Genomic DNA, 13,764 nt, shown 5'->3' on the forward strand with positions numbered 1-13,764 from the left:
TTTTTCTTTTTTAGATTTATGTTAGAAATTAAACAATTGTCATTTTCGTATGGAAATGATTCTGTAGTAAATAAGGTTAGTTTTTCTGTAGAAAAAGGACAAGTTATTTCAATCATCGGAGCAAGTGGTTCAGGAAAATCAACTTTATTGAAATTGATTTATGGACTTTTAGATGCTGATTCAGGTGAATTGTTTTGGAATAAAAAACAGATTTTAGGACCTAAATTCCATTTGGTTCCTGGTATGGATTATATGAAATATTTAGCTCAAGATTTTGATTTGATGCCGTATGTTTCAGTAGCTGAAAATGTTGGTCGTTTTCTTTCGAATTTTTATTTAAAAGAAAAAGCCAATCGTGTAAACGAACTTTTAGAATTGGTTGAAATGACTGAATTTGCAAATGTAAAAGCTAAGTTGTTAAGCGGTGGCCAGATGCAGCGTGTGGCTTTGGCTCGTGTTTTAGCTTTAGAACCAGAAGTTTTGTTGCTTGATGAACCTTTTAGTCACATCGATTCTTTTCAGAAAAATAGAATCAGTCGTCATCTGTTTGATTATTGTAAGAAAAAAGGAATTACCGTTTTGTTTACTTCGCATACTCCAGATGAAGCTTTGATGTTTTCAGATGAAATTATCGTAATGCAAAATGGAAATTTGATTGAAAAAGCAACTCCAAATCAAATCTACAATTTTCCTAAAACGGAATATATCGCTCGTCTTACAGGTGATATAAATGTTATTCCGACTGCTTATTTTGGAAAATCAGATGGAAATGTTTTGTTTCTACGACCGCATCAGATTATAATTTCTTATGATGGTTTTGAAGCTCAGGTTGTTAAATCGTATTTTAAAGGGAATGGATTTCTGTTGAAAGTGAAATTTTGTGAAAGTGAACTTTTTGTAAATGCTGAAAAGGATTACTTTGGCAAAATTAAATTTAAAATAAAAAATCTGACCTAAGTCAGATTTTTTTTATCTCTGTAAAATAGAATAAATTTCAAAACCGGAATCTTCTGGATTTACACCATCATCTTCAATTAGTTTAACTTTCATAGTGTTTGTTGAAAATTCTATAATTTCAAAAACAACTGTATAGTTGTCATCTGAATCTATAGCTGTAATCGTATTTTCGTCGGCATTATAATTCCAAGTACCAACCCAATTTGTTTCTGTACAATTGTTTTCAGTTTCATGGTAAACTTCATCTTTTGAACCGTTTGATTTTAAATCATAAAAATCATAGTCGCAATCACCAGGTTTTAAATCTTGTGTTTGAGTTTGACCATTGTAAATAACTATGCCGGTAACCATTTTCCATTTACCTTCGAACTTTTTAGATGGAGATTCCACAACTGGATTGTCCTGAGTCGAATTGTCGTCACTAGAACAAGAAGCAATAGCTAAACAAGCTATTGTTGTGATTCCTAAAATAATCTTTTTCATTTTTTTTATTTGTTAATTATGGTATAAAAGTACATTTTTTTATGAAATAAAAAAATAAAAAAGAGCTCGATAAAATCGAACTCTTTTAGAAAAGATATTATTTTTTATTTTTTAAATGTTCATCCAAGAATTGCTCTTGTTCCCAAAGTAGGTGAAGAATGTTTTCTTTAGCAACATAACTGTGACTTTCTTTTGGAAGTAAAACCATTCGAACTGGAGCTCCTAATCCTTTTAAAGCTTGAAAATAACGCTCTGTTTGTAAAGTAAATGTTCCAGGATTATTATCTGCTTCTCCGTGAACTAATAACATTGGAGTTTTCATTTTCTCAGCATTCATAAAAGGAGACATCGTGTTATAAACACCAGGAACTTCCCAATAATTACGTTGTTCACGTTGAAAACCAAATGGAGTTAATGTTCTGTTGTAAGCGCCACTTCTTGCAATTCCACAAGCAAATAAATCTGAATGTGAAAGTAAATTTGCTGTCATAAATGCTCCGTATGAATGTCCTCCAACTCCAACTTTTGTTCTGTCGATATAACCTAATTTATCAACGGCATCAATCGCTGCTGCTGCATTGTCAACCAACTGCTCAATAAATGTATCATTAGGTTCTGTTTCACCTTCTCCGATAATTGGGAAAGCGGCATCGTCCAAAACTGCATAACCTTTCGCTGCCCAATAAACGAACGAACCGTAATACGGGAACGTAAATTCGTTTGGATTTGCTGAACTTTGTCCTGCACTGTTTTTGTCTTTATATTCCGCTGGATAAGCCCAAATTAATAAAGGTAATTTCTCTGTTTTATTTTTGCGATCGTAATTTGCTGGTAAATATAAAGTTCCTGAAAGTTCAACTCCATCTTTACGTTTGTATTTGATTACTTCTTTATGAACATCTTTAATGCTTACAAACGGATTCTCGTTAAATGTAATCTGTTTTATATCGTTTTTCTTTTTGATGTTTCTGAAATAATAATTCGGATAATCATTTTTTGATTGAATGTTTACCAAAATATTTCCTTTGTCGAAATCAACAATCGAAGAAATCGATTCGATTTTATCAGTAAAATTCGATTGGTATAAACGTTTCGTTTTTAAAGTTTTCAAATCCAAAACATCGATAAAAGGAAACTGACCTTTTGCAGTATGACCTTCACCAACTAAAACCAATTGGTCGTTTTCAATTTGTAAAGTATGTCTTCCGAATTTATTTTTTGTAGTTTGGAAATCACCTGGATCAGAATAAATATCTTGCGAATTACGATCCCAAATTGTTTTTAAACCATCTTTTTTTGAAGGATTAAATAAATATGTTTTTTCATTTCGTGTGTCATACCATTGGTCGTAAACAATTGCTGTTTGGTCATCTCCCCAAGAAATTCCACCGAAGCGTTGTGGAGTTTTAGTTAACGATTCAGGATTTTTTGTAAATGGTGCTTCCCAAGTAAATAATTCATCTCTAAATTTAACCTTGTTTGCTGGATCTCCGCCGTCTAAAGCTTCAACGAAAAATAAAGATGCAGGTTGATCTGCACGCCAAGATAAACTTCTTTTTCCTGTTTTAACAGCCATAAAACCTTTTGGCATTATTTCATTAATTGGAGATTCGTTTACTACTTTAATTTCTTTTCCATTCGCATCGTAAACTATTGTTTTCATTGGAAAACGATTTAATGGAACGATGTATGAAAAAGGTTTTTCCAAAACAGTTAACATAATATAATTTCCGTCTGGAGAAAAAGTTTCACCAACAAACATATCACCTTTTTTGAAAAGCGTTTTGTTTCCTTTTAAATCGATTTTGTACAATTCAGAAGTAACAATGTTTTCAAAATTTGCTTCGTCTGTTTTGTTTTTTAATAAATCTTGGTACGTTCTGTTTTGAGAAACCGTCCCTGATTCACTAACTGAAACAATTGGACCAGTCGGAATATCTTTTGCAGGATCAATTAAAGCTTTTCTGTTTTCAGGTAAAACTTTAATCATTAGGTTTTGATTGTCTTTAAACCAAGTAATCGGATTTCCTAAATTAGCATTTAAAACTGCATCTGTCAATTTCGTTGCAGTTGCTGTTTTAATATCTAGAATCCATAGTTCATTTCCTGAATTTGTTGTGTTTGTAAATGCGATTTTTGTTTCGTCTGGAGACCAACTCAAATTACTGATATTAGCGTCAACAGGCAAGCCTTTAACTTGTGTTTCTTGTTTGTCAGTAACTTTTTTCAATTTAATGTTGTTGATAAAAGTCGCTGTACTGCTAATATTTGTATTTGGATTGATACGTAAACCACCCAAACGCAATTCGTCTTGGTTTAAGTCGTTTAAGTTTTTATAGGTATTTCGATAAGTCAAAAGCATTAATTCTTTTTTTGAATCCATCGATACAGATGGCGCTCTTTCGAAATCGGCAAGTTGTAAAATTTCTTTTGATGGTTTTTGGTACGTAACATTCTCTTGTGCAAACATAGTTGTTGTTCCAATGATTAGGGCTAATAATGTTTTGTAATATTTCCTCATTATATTTTTATAGTTAACGGATAAAATGCTAATTTAGTTGATAATCAATAAATAGCCAAAAAACGACGCGTTAATTGCGAATATTTACGAAAAACTTTTTCAAAAATGTTAAATCCAATTTTTTAACTGTTTTTCAATGAAGTATTTATTGTAAATTTGACAGCTTAAAATGACTAAAATATTAATATAAAAATATAAACATGTATCATTCAAAAATTACTGGATTAGGATATTATGTTCCTGAGAATGTTGTAACTAATGATGACTTATCTAAGTTAATTGAAACAAACGATGAGTGGATTCAAGAACGTACTGGAATTCAAGAAAGAAGACACGTTGCCTTAGAAGAAGATACTACTTCTGGAATGGCTATTAAAGCTGCGAAAATTGCTATTGAACGTGCTAAAATTGATCCTCAAGATATTGATTTTGTCGTTTTTGCTACTTTGAGTCCAGATTATTATTTTCCAGGTCCAGGTGTAATGATTCAAAAAGAATTAGGTTTACGAACTGTTGGAGCGTTAGATATTCGTAATCAATGTTCTGGATTTATTTATGCGCTATCTATTGCAGATCAATATATCAAAACTGGAATGTATAAAAACATTCTGATTATTGGTTCAGAAGTTCATTCAAAAGGATTGGATATGACAACTCGAGGTCGAGGTGTTTCTGTGATTTTTGGAGACGGAGCAGGAGCAGCGATCTTATCAAGAGAAGAAGATACAACTAAAGGAGTTTTGTCAACACATTTGCATTCTGAAGGTCAGCACGCAGAAGAACTTGCCTTGATTGCGCCAGGAATGGGTAAACGTTGGGTCACAGATATTTTAAAGGATGATAATCCTGATGATGAATCTTATTTCCCTTATATGAATGGGCAATTTGTATTTAAAAATGCAGTGGTTCGTTTTAGTGAAGTTATCAACGAAGGTTTAGAAGCAAATAATTTACAAGTTTCTGATATCAATATGTTGGTTCCACATCAAGCGAATTTGAGAATTTCTCAGTTTATTCAAAACAAGTTTAAATTGACAGATGATCAAGTATATAACAACATTCAAAAATACGGAAATACGACAGCAGCTTCAATTCCAATTGCATTAACCGAAGCTTGGGAGCAAGGTAAAATTAAAGAAGGCGATTTAGTTGTCTTAGCTGCATTTGGTAGTGGTTTCACTTGGGCAAGTGCTATTATTCGTTGGTGATTTTTCTTAATTTTTTTAAAATACAATGATTTTTTTCTTAATTTTAAGAAACTAAATTTATATTGTATGAAATTTGAAAAAATACACAACAAAGGTCAAGCTCAAATCTTTGAAAATAAGTTTTTAGAAAATCTTACAAAAGGATATCCAGCCGTAATTTGGGCGATGTACATTCCAATATTATCCTACAGTTTGTATTACGCATACATTTCTGTAGGATTTTCTGTTTTACAGATGGTTTCAATCTTTTTTGGAGCATTACTTTTTTGGACATTTTTTGAATATATTGCGCATCGTTATATTTTTCATTTTATGACAGAAAATCCAAAACTCGAACGGATTGTTTATATATTTCACGGTAATCACCATCACTTTCCAAGAGATAAACAACGGCTGTTTATGCCTCCAATTCCAAGTTTAATTTTAGCAAGTTTGTTGTTCGGAATTCAATATTTGATTATTGGAAATTATGTCTTTGCTTTTTTTCCTGGTTTTATGATTGGATATTTGTTGTATGCATCTATGCATTATTTGATTCATGCAATAGCGCCGCCTTTTAAATTTATGAAACCACTTTGGGACAATCATCATTTGCATCATTACAAAGATGAGGAACTTGGTTTTGGAGTGAGTAATACGTTTTGGGACCGCGTTTTCGGAACGATGTTCGATGTGAAAAAAGAAAAAGTAAATAAAGAAAAAGTAAAAGATTTAATGTTTGATAAATAATACGAAATCCTCAAGGCGGTTGCTTCTGAGGATTTTTTATATATTTATGGATATTAAAATTTCTAGTAATGAAAATTTTATTTATTACCCTTTTTTTAATTAGTTTGTTAGTTTTTGAATTTTCAGGATTTGAAGATTGGTTGATTATTAATCTAATAATTCAAGTAATTTGGTTGATATTAATTTCAAATATCATTTTCAATAATTATTATTCGAATTATATTTGGGCTAATCGAATCAGGAATTTCAATAAAATAACACTTGTAATTTTGGTATTAGATTTAATAATCATTTTTTTATCAGTTTCATTTTTTGTACGAATTTTATTAGCTTCATTTTATTATGGAATGTTTGTTATAACTTCTATTTTTATTTTTCTATCTATAATTATAAACTATTCCATTTTGATTAAGTGTGTAATGCAATTACCAAAATCAATTATTGAGAAAACCGCACTTGTTTTAGCATCTTTTTTTTATCCAATAGGTATTTTTCTAATTAATATTAAAGGCTATAATAAACGATATTTTAAATTATGATACAAAAAAGAGCTCGTGAAAACGAGCTCTTTCAATTGGATTTAATGTGCTTAATTTTTGCAGATTTTAAGCATTTTTTCGGGGTTTTAATAATAGTTCTTTGCTAACTAATTCAAAATATATTAAAAGAAACCTCCTGATTTTTGTACTTCGTTATTATCTCTTTGTTTACGTTGAGCAGCTCTGTTTTTTGCCGTTCCGAACATATAATTAAAACCAACAAACACGGACTGACTTTCCCAAGTAAATTCTCCTTTTTGACGGTATGGCGAATCTCCGATAAATGCAGCTTTCATTGTATTGAAAACATCGTTGAAACGAACACTTAAACTTCCTGTGTTTTCCCAGAACGAATAACGTAATCCGGCATCAATTTTATACATTGCTTTCATTTCTGCATTGATTCCTTTTGAATCTCCACGATAGAATCCGAATAATGAAGCACGGAAATTTTGTGTAATTTTGAAATTATTGTTCAATCTCGCATTGAAAACACCGTTGTCAATTTCTCTGTTCTCAAATTTTTCTAGTCCTGTATTTTGGTCTAAAACAGAAACAATTCCTTTTTGATTTCTGAAATAATATTCCACACTTGGCTGAATATCCCACCATTTATTCAATTTGTAATTTGCAGAGATTTCTCCTCCGTATGCAGAAGATTGATCAAAGTTGCCGTAACTCATAATCATTTTGTTTTCTGCAATTGCTTCTGGAGTTGAAGTGTCTAAGAAAAATGTTCTTTCAATCGGATCACTAATCACACGGTAATAAGCCCCGGCAGAAATACTTCCTTTAACACCTAAGATTTTTGTATAATTAAATTCTAATGAATTTGTAAACTGTGGCTGTAATTCTGGATTTCCAACTTGGATAACTCTTGGTGTACTATAATCACGAATCGGACGTGTTTGCCAAACATTCGGACGATCCACTCGACGACTTGCGCTTAATTGAAAGAAATCAGTTTGGGTAGGCGTATAGCTTAAAAATGCCGATGGATAAATATTTAAATAATCATCTTTGAATTTATCTTTATTATTTGAAATTGTGTAATTTGCATTTACATCATATTTTTCTATACGTGCTCCCAATTGATAACCCCATTTTTCGTATTTTGTTCCGAAAGTTGCGTAAGCAGATGCAATACTCACGTCATACGTAAAATCCGTTTTGTTTGCAATGATGTTTGTTGTGTCGTATGTATTATCAATATTCGTTTCGCGATATTCTGCTCCAACTTCTAATTTCGACTTTTCTCCAATCGGATGGATGTAATCTAAATTTGCTTGAACTGCATTTACTGTATTGTCACTAATATCACTATATTGATTATTTGGATTTCCAATAATCGCAAATTCACCACCTTGTTTTTGTTTTGTTGTGTTATAATTTACTTCAAGATCTAAAACTTGACCTGTTTTTGCGAATAATTTTTTCCAAGCTGCATTATAAACTTGAGTTTTATCATCTCCTGAATATCTATCCGTTTGATAAAATGCTGTATTTGTTGGATATAAAATCCTGTTATCTACCGTTCCAACTCCATCTGCGTACGTTTGGTTTGTATAGAATGACAACGTATTTTTATCGTTTGCGTAAACATCAAAACCTACTTTGAATGTATGGATTTTATTTTTGTTTACAATATCAAATAACTGTTGGCTATTATCGTCTAATTGTGTGATTTCTCCCCAATTGTATGTTTCACTATCGTTGTAATTGTAATTACCGAAAACATTTATTTTTCCTTTTCTTAAGTTTAAATCAATCCCTTGATTGAATTTTGGAACTTTTGCAAAAGTGATGTTTCCGTTATAACTTCCGTTAAAACCGTCTTGCATATTTTTCTTCAAAACGATATTAATCATTCCTGACATTCCTTCTGGATTATATTTAGCCGAAGGATTTGTAATCAATTCAATTTTATCAATTGAGTTTGAAGGAATTTGTTTTAGCAATGTTTTTGGATCCATTTGCGTTGGTTTTCCATCTATTAAAACACGAACGTTTTCATTTCCACGCATCGAAATATTACCATCCTGATCAACGTTCACAGACGGAATGTTATTCATGATCTCAGAAGCAGTTGCACCTGCAGTTGATAAATCTTTTCCAACATGAATTACTTTTCTGTCAACCAATTGTTCTGTAACCGAACGTTCTGCGTTGATAACAATTCCTTCAAGCATTTCTGAATCCGGATGTAATAAAATTGTACCTAAATCGATTTTTTTATTACTGTCAGATAATGTAATAGTCGTTGTATAAGTTTTGAATCCAATGTATTCAACGATTACTTCGGTAGTTTTCAAAGGAATATTTTTTATGGTAAATTTTCCTTCATCATCAGATAAATCACCTGTTATGATTTGATCTCCATCTTTAATAGAAATTGAAGCGTAACTTATAGCTTCTTTGCTATTTTCGTCTTTTAATATCCCAGTAACGGTTCCTGGATTTTGCGCCATCATTATACCTGAATATAAAAAGGAACAGAAGAAAAATAATTTTGTTTTCATGGTTGATTGTTTTACATATTACTTTGTATTACACAATAGCAAAGCGTTTTTGATTGCATTTATCAATTAGTAGATGAATTGATTTCTTTGTTACAGTTAAAATGATTTTTTTTTTAATTTTTTTTTATCGAAATTTCTTACTACTTTTTCTGTATAATTTTGAGTGTAAAAAATGTATCTTTGCACTCTTAAAAAAATATAAAATGTCGTTACAAAATATTTTAACTCCATATATACAGCAAGCTGTTCAAAGTTTGTTTGAAGTTTCTTTTGAAAAGGTTGAATTTCAGGCAACTCGTAAAGATTTTGAAGGTGATGTTACCGTTGTTATTTTTCCTTTATTAAAATTAATTAAAGGAAATCCGGTTGAGATTGGAACTAAAATCGGAAACTATTTAGTAGAAAATGTTGAGGTAGTTTCTAAATTTAATGTAGTTGCAGGTTTCTTAAATATTGTAATTGCAGATTCTTTTTATACAAATCAGTTTTCAGAAATAAAACAAAACGATGAATTTGGTTTTGTACAACCAGATGCAAACGGAAAAGCTGTTATGGTCGAATATGCTTCACCTAACACAAACAAACCATTGCATTTAGGTCACGTTCGTAACGTACTTTTAGGATATTCGGTTGCACAAATCATTAAAGCTTCGGGAAAAAAAGTTTATAAAACTCAGGTAATTAACGACCGTGGAATTCATATTTGTAAATCAATGTTGGCTTGGGAAAAATTCGGAAACGGAGAAACTCCTCAATCAACAGGTTTAAAAGGAGATAAATTAGTTGGTAACTATTATGTAGCTTTTGATAAAGCTTATAAAGAAGAAATCAACACTTTAATTGCTGAAGGTAAAACGGAAGACGAAGCGAAAAAACAAGCGCCTTTAATGTTAGAAGCGCAAGAAATGTTACGTAAATGGGAAGCTGGTGATGAAAAAGTGGTTTCGCTTTGGAAAAAGATGAACGGTTGGGTTTACGAAGGATTTGAGGTTTCTTACAAAAATATCGGTGTTGATTTTGATTGCAATTATTACGAAAGTAACACCTATTTATTAGGAAAAGACGTTGTTGAAGATGGTTTAGCAAAAGGTGTTTTCTATAAAAAAGAAGATGGTTCGGTTTGGATTGATTTAACTCAAGATGGATTAGATGAGAAATTGGTTCTTCGTTCTGACGGAACTTCTGTTTATATGACGCAAGATATCGGTACAGCAATTCAGCGTGTAAAAGATTTTCCAGATGTTGACGGAATGGTTTATACTGTTGGAAATGAGCAAGATTATCACTTTAAAGTATTGTTCTTAATTTTAAAGAAATTAGGATTTGATTGGGCAGAAAACTTATTCCATTTATCTTACGGAATGGTTGATTTACCATCAGGAAAAATGAAATCTCGTGAAGGAACTGTTGTAGATGCTGATGATTTAATGGCTGATATGACAAAAACAGCTCGTGAAATTTCTGAAGAATTAGGTAAATTAGACGGATATTCTGATACTGAAAAAGCAGAATTATATCGAATTATTGGTTTGGGAGCTTTGAAATATTACATCTTAAAAGTTGACCCTAAAAAACGAATCTTATTTGATCCGAAAGAATCTGTAGATTTTAACGGAAATACAGGTCCGTTTATTCAATATACTTACGCGCGTATTCAGTCTATTTTGCGTAAAGCAGATTTTGATTATAACGTAAATGTTGAGGTTGCCGAATTACACGAAAAAGAAAAAGAGTTGTTGAAAATAGTAGCTCAATTCCCTGAGGTAATTCAGCAAGCGGCTAAATCTTTTAGTCCAGCATTAATCGCAAATTACACGTATGATTTGGTAAAAGAATACAATTCATTCTACCAATCGGTTTCAATTCTTGGAGAAGAAGATCAAACTAAGAAAATTTTCCGTGTTCAATTATCTAACAAAGTAGCACAAACTGTTAAGAACGCGTTCCAATTATTGGGAATCGAAGTTCCGAATAGAATGTAATTTCCGGATTTTATTTATATAATAAAGTGAATCAAAATAAGAATTATTTTATTCAAACATTTGCAATTATGATTTTATCTATAATTGCATTTGTTTTTATTAAACCATTTTTGCCAACGAAGCTTTTTCCTGTTGCTGATACAACTATGAAAAATATTGTTGTAGATAGTTTAATGCTCGAAGCACTTGCGGAAGAAGATTCAAACGCTATTAATAATGATACTCTACAAGATGATAATCAATTTGTAGATTTTAATGAATCCGATTATGTAGGTTACCAACATCTAGTTTCTTTTTACGAAAAGTTACTTCAAATTGAGAATGGTAATAACGACAAAATTCGTATTGCTTTTTTTGGTGATTCAATGAACGATGGTGATATGATTGTTCAAGATTTTAGAAGTAATTTTCAAGATCGTTTTGGTGGAGAAGGAGTAGGTTTTGTTAATGTAACTTCCGAATCGGCTGCTTCAAGAATAACTATCAAACAACAATTTTCCAAAAAATGGAAGTCGTATTCGTTTGTAAATACCAAGAATCTTTCTACTTCATTTGGAATTAGCGGAAATGTTTTCTTTCCTAAAGATACAGCTGCAACCAATTGGGTAAGTTTTGAAGCTTCAAAAATCAAACACTTAACCGAATTAAATAATCCAACGCTTTTCTATGGGAAATCAGAATCTAATAACGGTCAAGTTCTTGTAATTAGAGGAAAAGATACGCTTTATAAAGATTTGAAACCTAGTCAGATGGTTAATGAATTGACTTTAGGAAGTTCGAGCCAGAAGCTGAAATTAGATTTTAAAAACGCTGGTAATGTTCCAATTTTTGGAGTTGATTTTTCTGGAAAAACAGGGGTTTATGTAGATAATTTTTCAAACAGAGGGAATTCTGGATTACCTATTACAAGTATTAAGCCTGCAGTTTTGTCTAGTTTTAATAAAGATTTACAATATGATTTGATTGTACTTCAATATGGAACTAACGTTTTGGGTTACGGTTCAAAAAACTTTACTTGGTACGAAAATAAGATGAAAAAAGTTTTGGCACATTTACAAGAAGCGATACCAAACGTTCCGATTTTGATTATTTCGATTGCAGATAAATCAACGAAATATGATTCTAAAATGCAAACAGATTCTGCTGTTATTCCTTTAATGAGAGCACAATTGAATTATGCCAAGCAATCAAATGCAACATTTGTCAATTTATTTCAATTGATGGGTGGTGAAGGTTCGATGATAAAATGGGCTGACGAAGAACCAAAGAAAGCGAATAAAGATTATACACATTTTAATTTCCGTGGAGCTAAAGTAGTTTCTGATTTGATTTATGACAAAATTATGTTTGGTTATGATGAATATAAAAAACAATCAAACAAATAATAACCACCTAAATCACTTTTGAAATGCGATATTTACTATCAATAAGCTTATTTGTTTTTCTATTTGGTCAAACCACTTTTGCTCAGTCTTCTGATAATGTTTCTACGTCAGATACGATTTCTATTGAAAAATCAAATCCTCTTGAAATTCTAAATCCAGAAGTTTTGTTTCCTTTTTTCAAACAATTACAAAGTTTAGAAACTAAAAAAGAAGGAAAAGTTCGAATGGTTCAGATTGGAGATTCGCACATTCAAGCTGATTTTTCAAGCGTTTTTATTAAGGATATTTTTCAACAAAAATTCGGAAACGCTGGTTTGGGTTTTATTTTTCCTCATCGATTAGTAAAAACGAATGGAACTTCTAAAGTCAATTTTAAGTCGAATGCTAATTTTTCTTCAAGTCGAAATGTACGTCCAGCAGATGAAAATCCAATAGGAATTTCAGGTTATACCATTTCTACATCAAATAGAAATGCGGTTATTGAAGTTGATATAAAAAATGAGCAAGATTATCCGAACTCCATAAAAATAATTACTCCAAATAAGGAACGTTTTTTTAATGTTGGATTTGCAAATGGAAATCGAATTTCTTTAGAAAAGCAAACCATTAAAGCAAAAAATCATAAAGTTAAAAAAGGAGAAACGTTATCTAGTATTTCTAGAAAATATGGAGTTTCTGTTGATTTTATAAAAAAATCAAATGGTTTAAAATCGAATAAATTAGCAATTGGAAAATCATTAAAAGTTGGAGAAGAAAAAGAGATTGAATCAGAAGTTTCTATTCCAAATTTTGATTTAGTTGATTTGACTTTTGATGATAAATCATTTTCTTATAATTCACCAAAAGCAATAGATGAATTTTATTTGATTGCAAACGAATCTAAATCAGATTATAAGTTAAGTGGTTTGCTTTTAGAAAATAATCAATCTGGAATCACTTTTAGCGGAATTGGAGTAAACGGCGCCAAGCTTTCTGATTACAATCAATTTGATATGTTTTTTGACCAATTACAAATTTTAAATCCAAATTTGATAATTGTAAGTTTAGGAACCAATGAATCTTTTGACCGACTTATTGTAGCTGATTATATGGTCAATTTGCAAATCTTTGTTTCGAAAGTAAAACAAACTAACCCAAATACTGCAATTTTAGTAACAACGCCGCCGCCTTCTACTTTGCACAAACGTTTCGAAAATACCTTTATCGCAGAATATACAAAGGGAATTATTGAATTTGCAAATACAAATAAAACCTTTGCCGTTTTTGATATGTACCAAGCTTTTGGTGGAGAAAATGGTGTGAAAATTAATAAACAAAAAGGTTTTTTAGCGAAAGATGAAGTTCATTACACCAAAGAAGGATATGAACAACAAGGGAAAATATTAGCTGAAGCACTTTTAAACGCGTACCAAAATTATATTTCTAACAAGTAGTTTTTTAC

General features: G+C 31.1%; 9 protein-coding genes. 6 read left to right on the plus strand and 3 right to left on the minus strand.

Annotation, left to right across the window (positions count from 1 at the left end; translation table 11 throughout):
• Window positions 1-18: 18 nt before the first annotated feature.
• Entirely contained in the window at window positions 19-957 is a 939-nt protein-coding gene (locus EG240_RS01940) for an ABC transporter ATP-binding protein (RefSeq protein ID WP_125016854.1), read from the plus strand.
• A gap of 12 nt (window positions 958-969) precedes the next feature.
• Here EG240_RS01940 and EG240_RS01945 read toward each other — a convergent pair whose 3' ends face one another.
• Both EG240_RS01945 and EG240_RS01950 read right to left on the minus strand, forming a co-directional pair.
• A complete protein-coding gene (locus EG240_RS01945; RefSeq protein ID WP_125016856.1) occupies window positions 970-1,440 on the minus strand; it encodes a lipocalin family protein in 471 nt (156 codons plus the stop codon).
• A gap of 97 nt (window positions 1,441-1,537) precedes the next feature.
• Window positions 1,538-3,961 carry a S9 family peptidase gene (locus tag EG240_RS01950; protein WP_125016858.1) on the minus strand — a complete coding sequence of 808 codons (2,424 nt, stop codon included), beginning with the start codon at window positions 3,959-3,961 and terminating at the stop codon, window positions 1,538-1,540.
• A 200-nt stretch (window positions 3,962-4,161) separates the two neighbouring features.
• On the opposite strand from EG240_RS01950, the gene EG240_RS01955 reads away from it, so the two are divergent.
• Entirely contained in the window at window positions 4,162-5,169 is a 1,008-nt protein-coding gene (locus EG240_RS01955; RefSeq protein ID WP_125016860.1) for a 3-oxoacyl-ACP synthase III family protein, read from the plus strand.
• A gap of 66 nt (window positions 5,170-5,235) precedes the next feature.
• Window positions 5,236-5,898: a sterol desaturase family protein gene (locus EG240_RS01960; protein ID WP_125016862.1), complete on the plus strand. Its 663-nt coding sequence runs from the start codon at window positions 5,236-5,238 to the stop codon at window positions 5,896-5,898.
• 661 nt (window positions 5,899-6,559) lie between these two features.
• On the opposite strand, the gene EG240_RS01965 is transcribed toward EG240_RS01960, so the two are convergent.
• Window positions 6,560-8,956, minus strand: a complete 2,397-nt coding sequence (locus EG240_RS01965; protein ID WP_125016864.1) for an outer membrane beta-barrel family protein — start codon at window positions 8,954-8,956, stop codon at window positions 6,560-6,562.
• A gap of 203 nt (window positions 8,957-9,159) precedes the next feature.
• Here EG240_RS01965 and argS point away from each other — a divergent pair, with 203 nt between their 5' ends.
• The 3 genes from argS (at window position 9,160) to EG240_RS01980 (ending at window position 13,756) form a co-directional block, all read left to right on the plus strand.
• A complete protein-coding gene (argS, locus tag EG240_RS01970) occupies window positions 9,160-10,938 on the plus strand; it encodes an arginine--tRNA ligase (protein WP_125016866.1) in 1,779 nt (592 codons plus the stop codon).
• 68 nt (window positions 10,939-11,006) lie between these two features.
• Entirely contained in the window at window positions 11,007-12,323 is a 1,317-nt protein-coding gene (locus EG240_RS01975) for a GDSL-type esterase/lipase family protein (protein ID WP_125016868.1), read from the plus strand.
• Window positions 12,324-12,346: 23 nt separating this feature from the next.
• Window positions 12,347-13,756, plus strand: coding sequence for a LysM peptidoglycan-binding domain-containing protein (locus EG240_RS01980; RefSeq protein WP_125016870.1), 1,410 nt, complete (start codon window positions 12,347-12,349; stop codon window positions 13,754-13,756).
• The last annotated feature ends 8 nt before the right edge of the window (window positions 13,757-13,764 follow it).

Origin of the sequence: Paenimyroides tangerinum (assembly GCF_003865405.1) — a bacterium.
Classification (GTDB): domain Bacteria; phylum Bacteroidota; class Bacteroidia; order Flavobacteriales; family Flavobacteriaceae; genus Flavobacterium; species Flavobacterium tangerinum.

Coding starts and splice junctions, on each gene's coding strand:
- EG240_RS01940 (WP_125016854.1), top strand. CDS start 19: ATGTTAGAAATTAAACAATTGTCATTTTCGTATGGAAATGATTCTGTA.
- EG240_RS01945 (WP_125016856.1), bottom strand. CDS start 1,440: ATGAAAAAGATTATTTTAGGAATCACAACAATAGCTTGTTTAGCTATT.
- EG240_RS01950 (WP_125016858.1), bottom strand. CDS start 3,961: ATGAGGAAATATTACAAAACATTATTAGCCCTAATCATTGGAACAACA.
- EG240_RS01955 (WP_125016860.1), top strand. CDS start 4,162: ATGTATCATTCAAAAATTACTGGATTAGGATATTATGTTCCTGAGAAT.
- EG240_RS01960 (WP_125016862.1), top strand. CDS start 5,236: ATGAAATTTGAAAAAATACACAACAAAGGTCAAGCTCAAATCTTTGAA.
- EG240_RS01965 (WP_125016864.1), bottom strand. CDS start 8,956: ATGAAAACAAAATTATTTTTCTTCTGTTCCTTTTTATATTCAGGTATA.
- argS (WP_125016866.1), top strand. CDS start 9,160: ATGTCGTTACAAAATATTTTAACTCCATATATACAGCAAGCTGTTCAA.
- EG240_RS01975 (WP_125016868.1), top strand. CDS start 11,007: ATGATTTTATCTATAATTGCATTTGTTTTTATTAAACCATTTTTGCCA.
- EG240_RS01980 (WP_125016870.1), top strand. CDS start 12,347: ATGCGATATTTACTATCAATAAGCTTATTTGTTTTTCTATTTGGTCAA.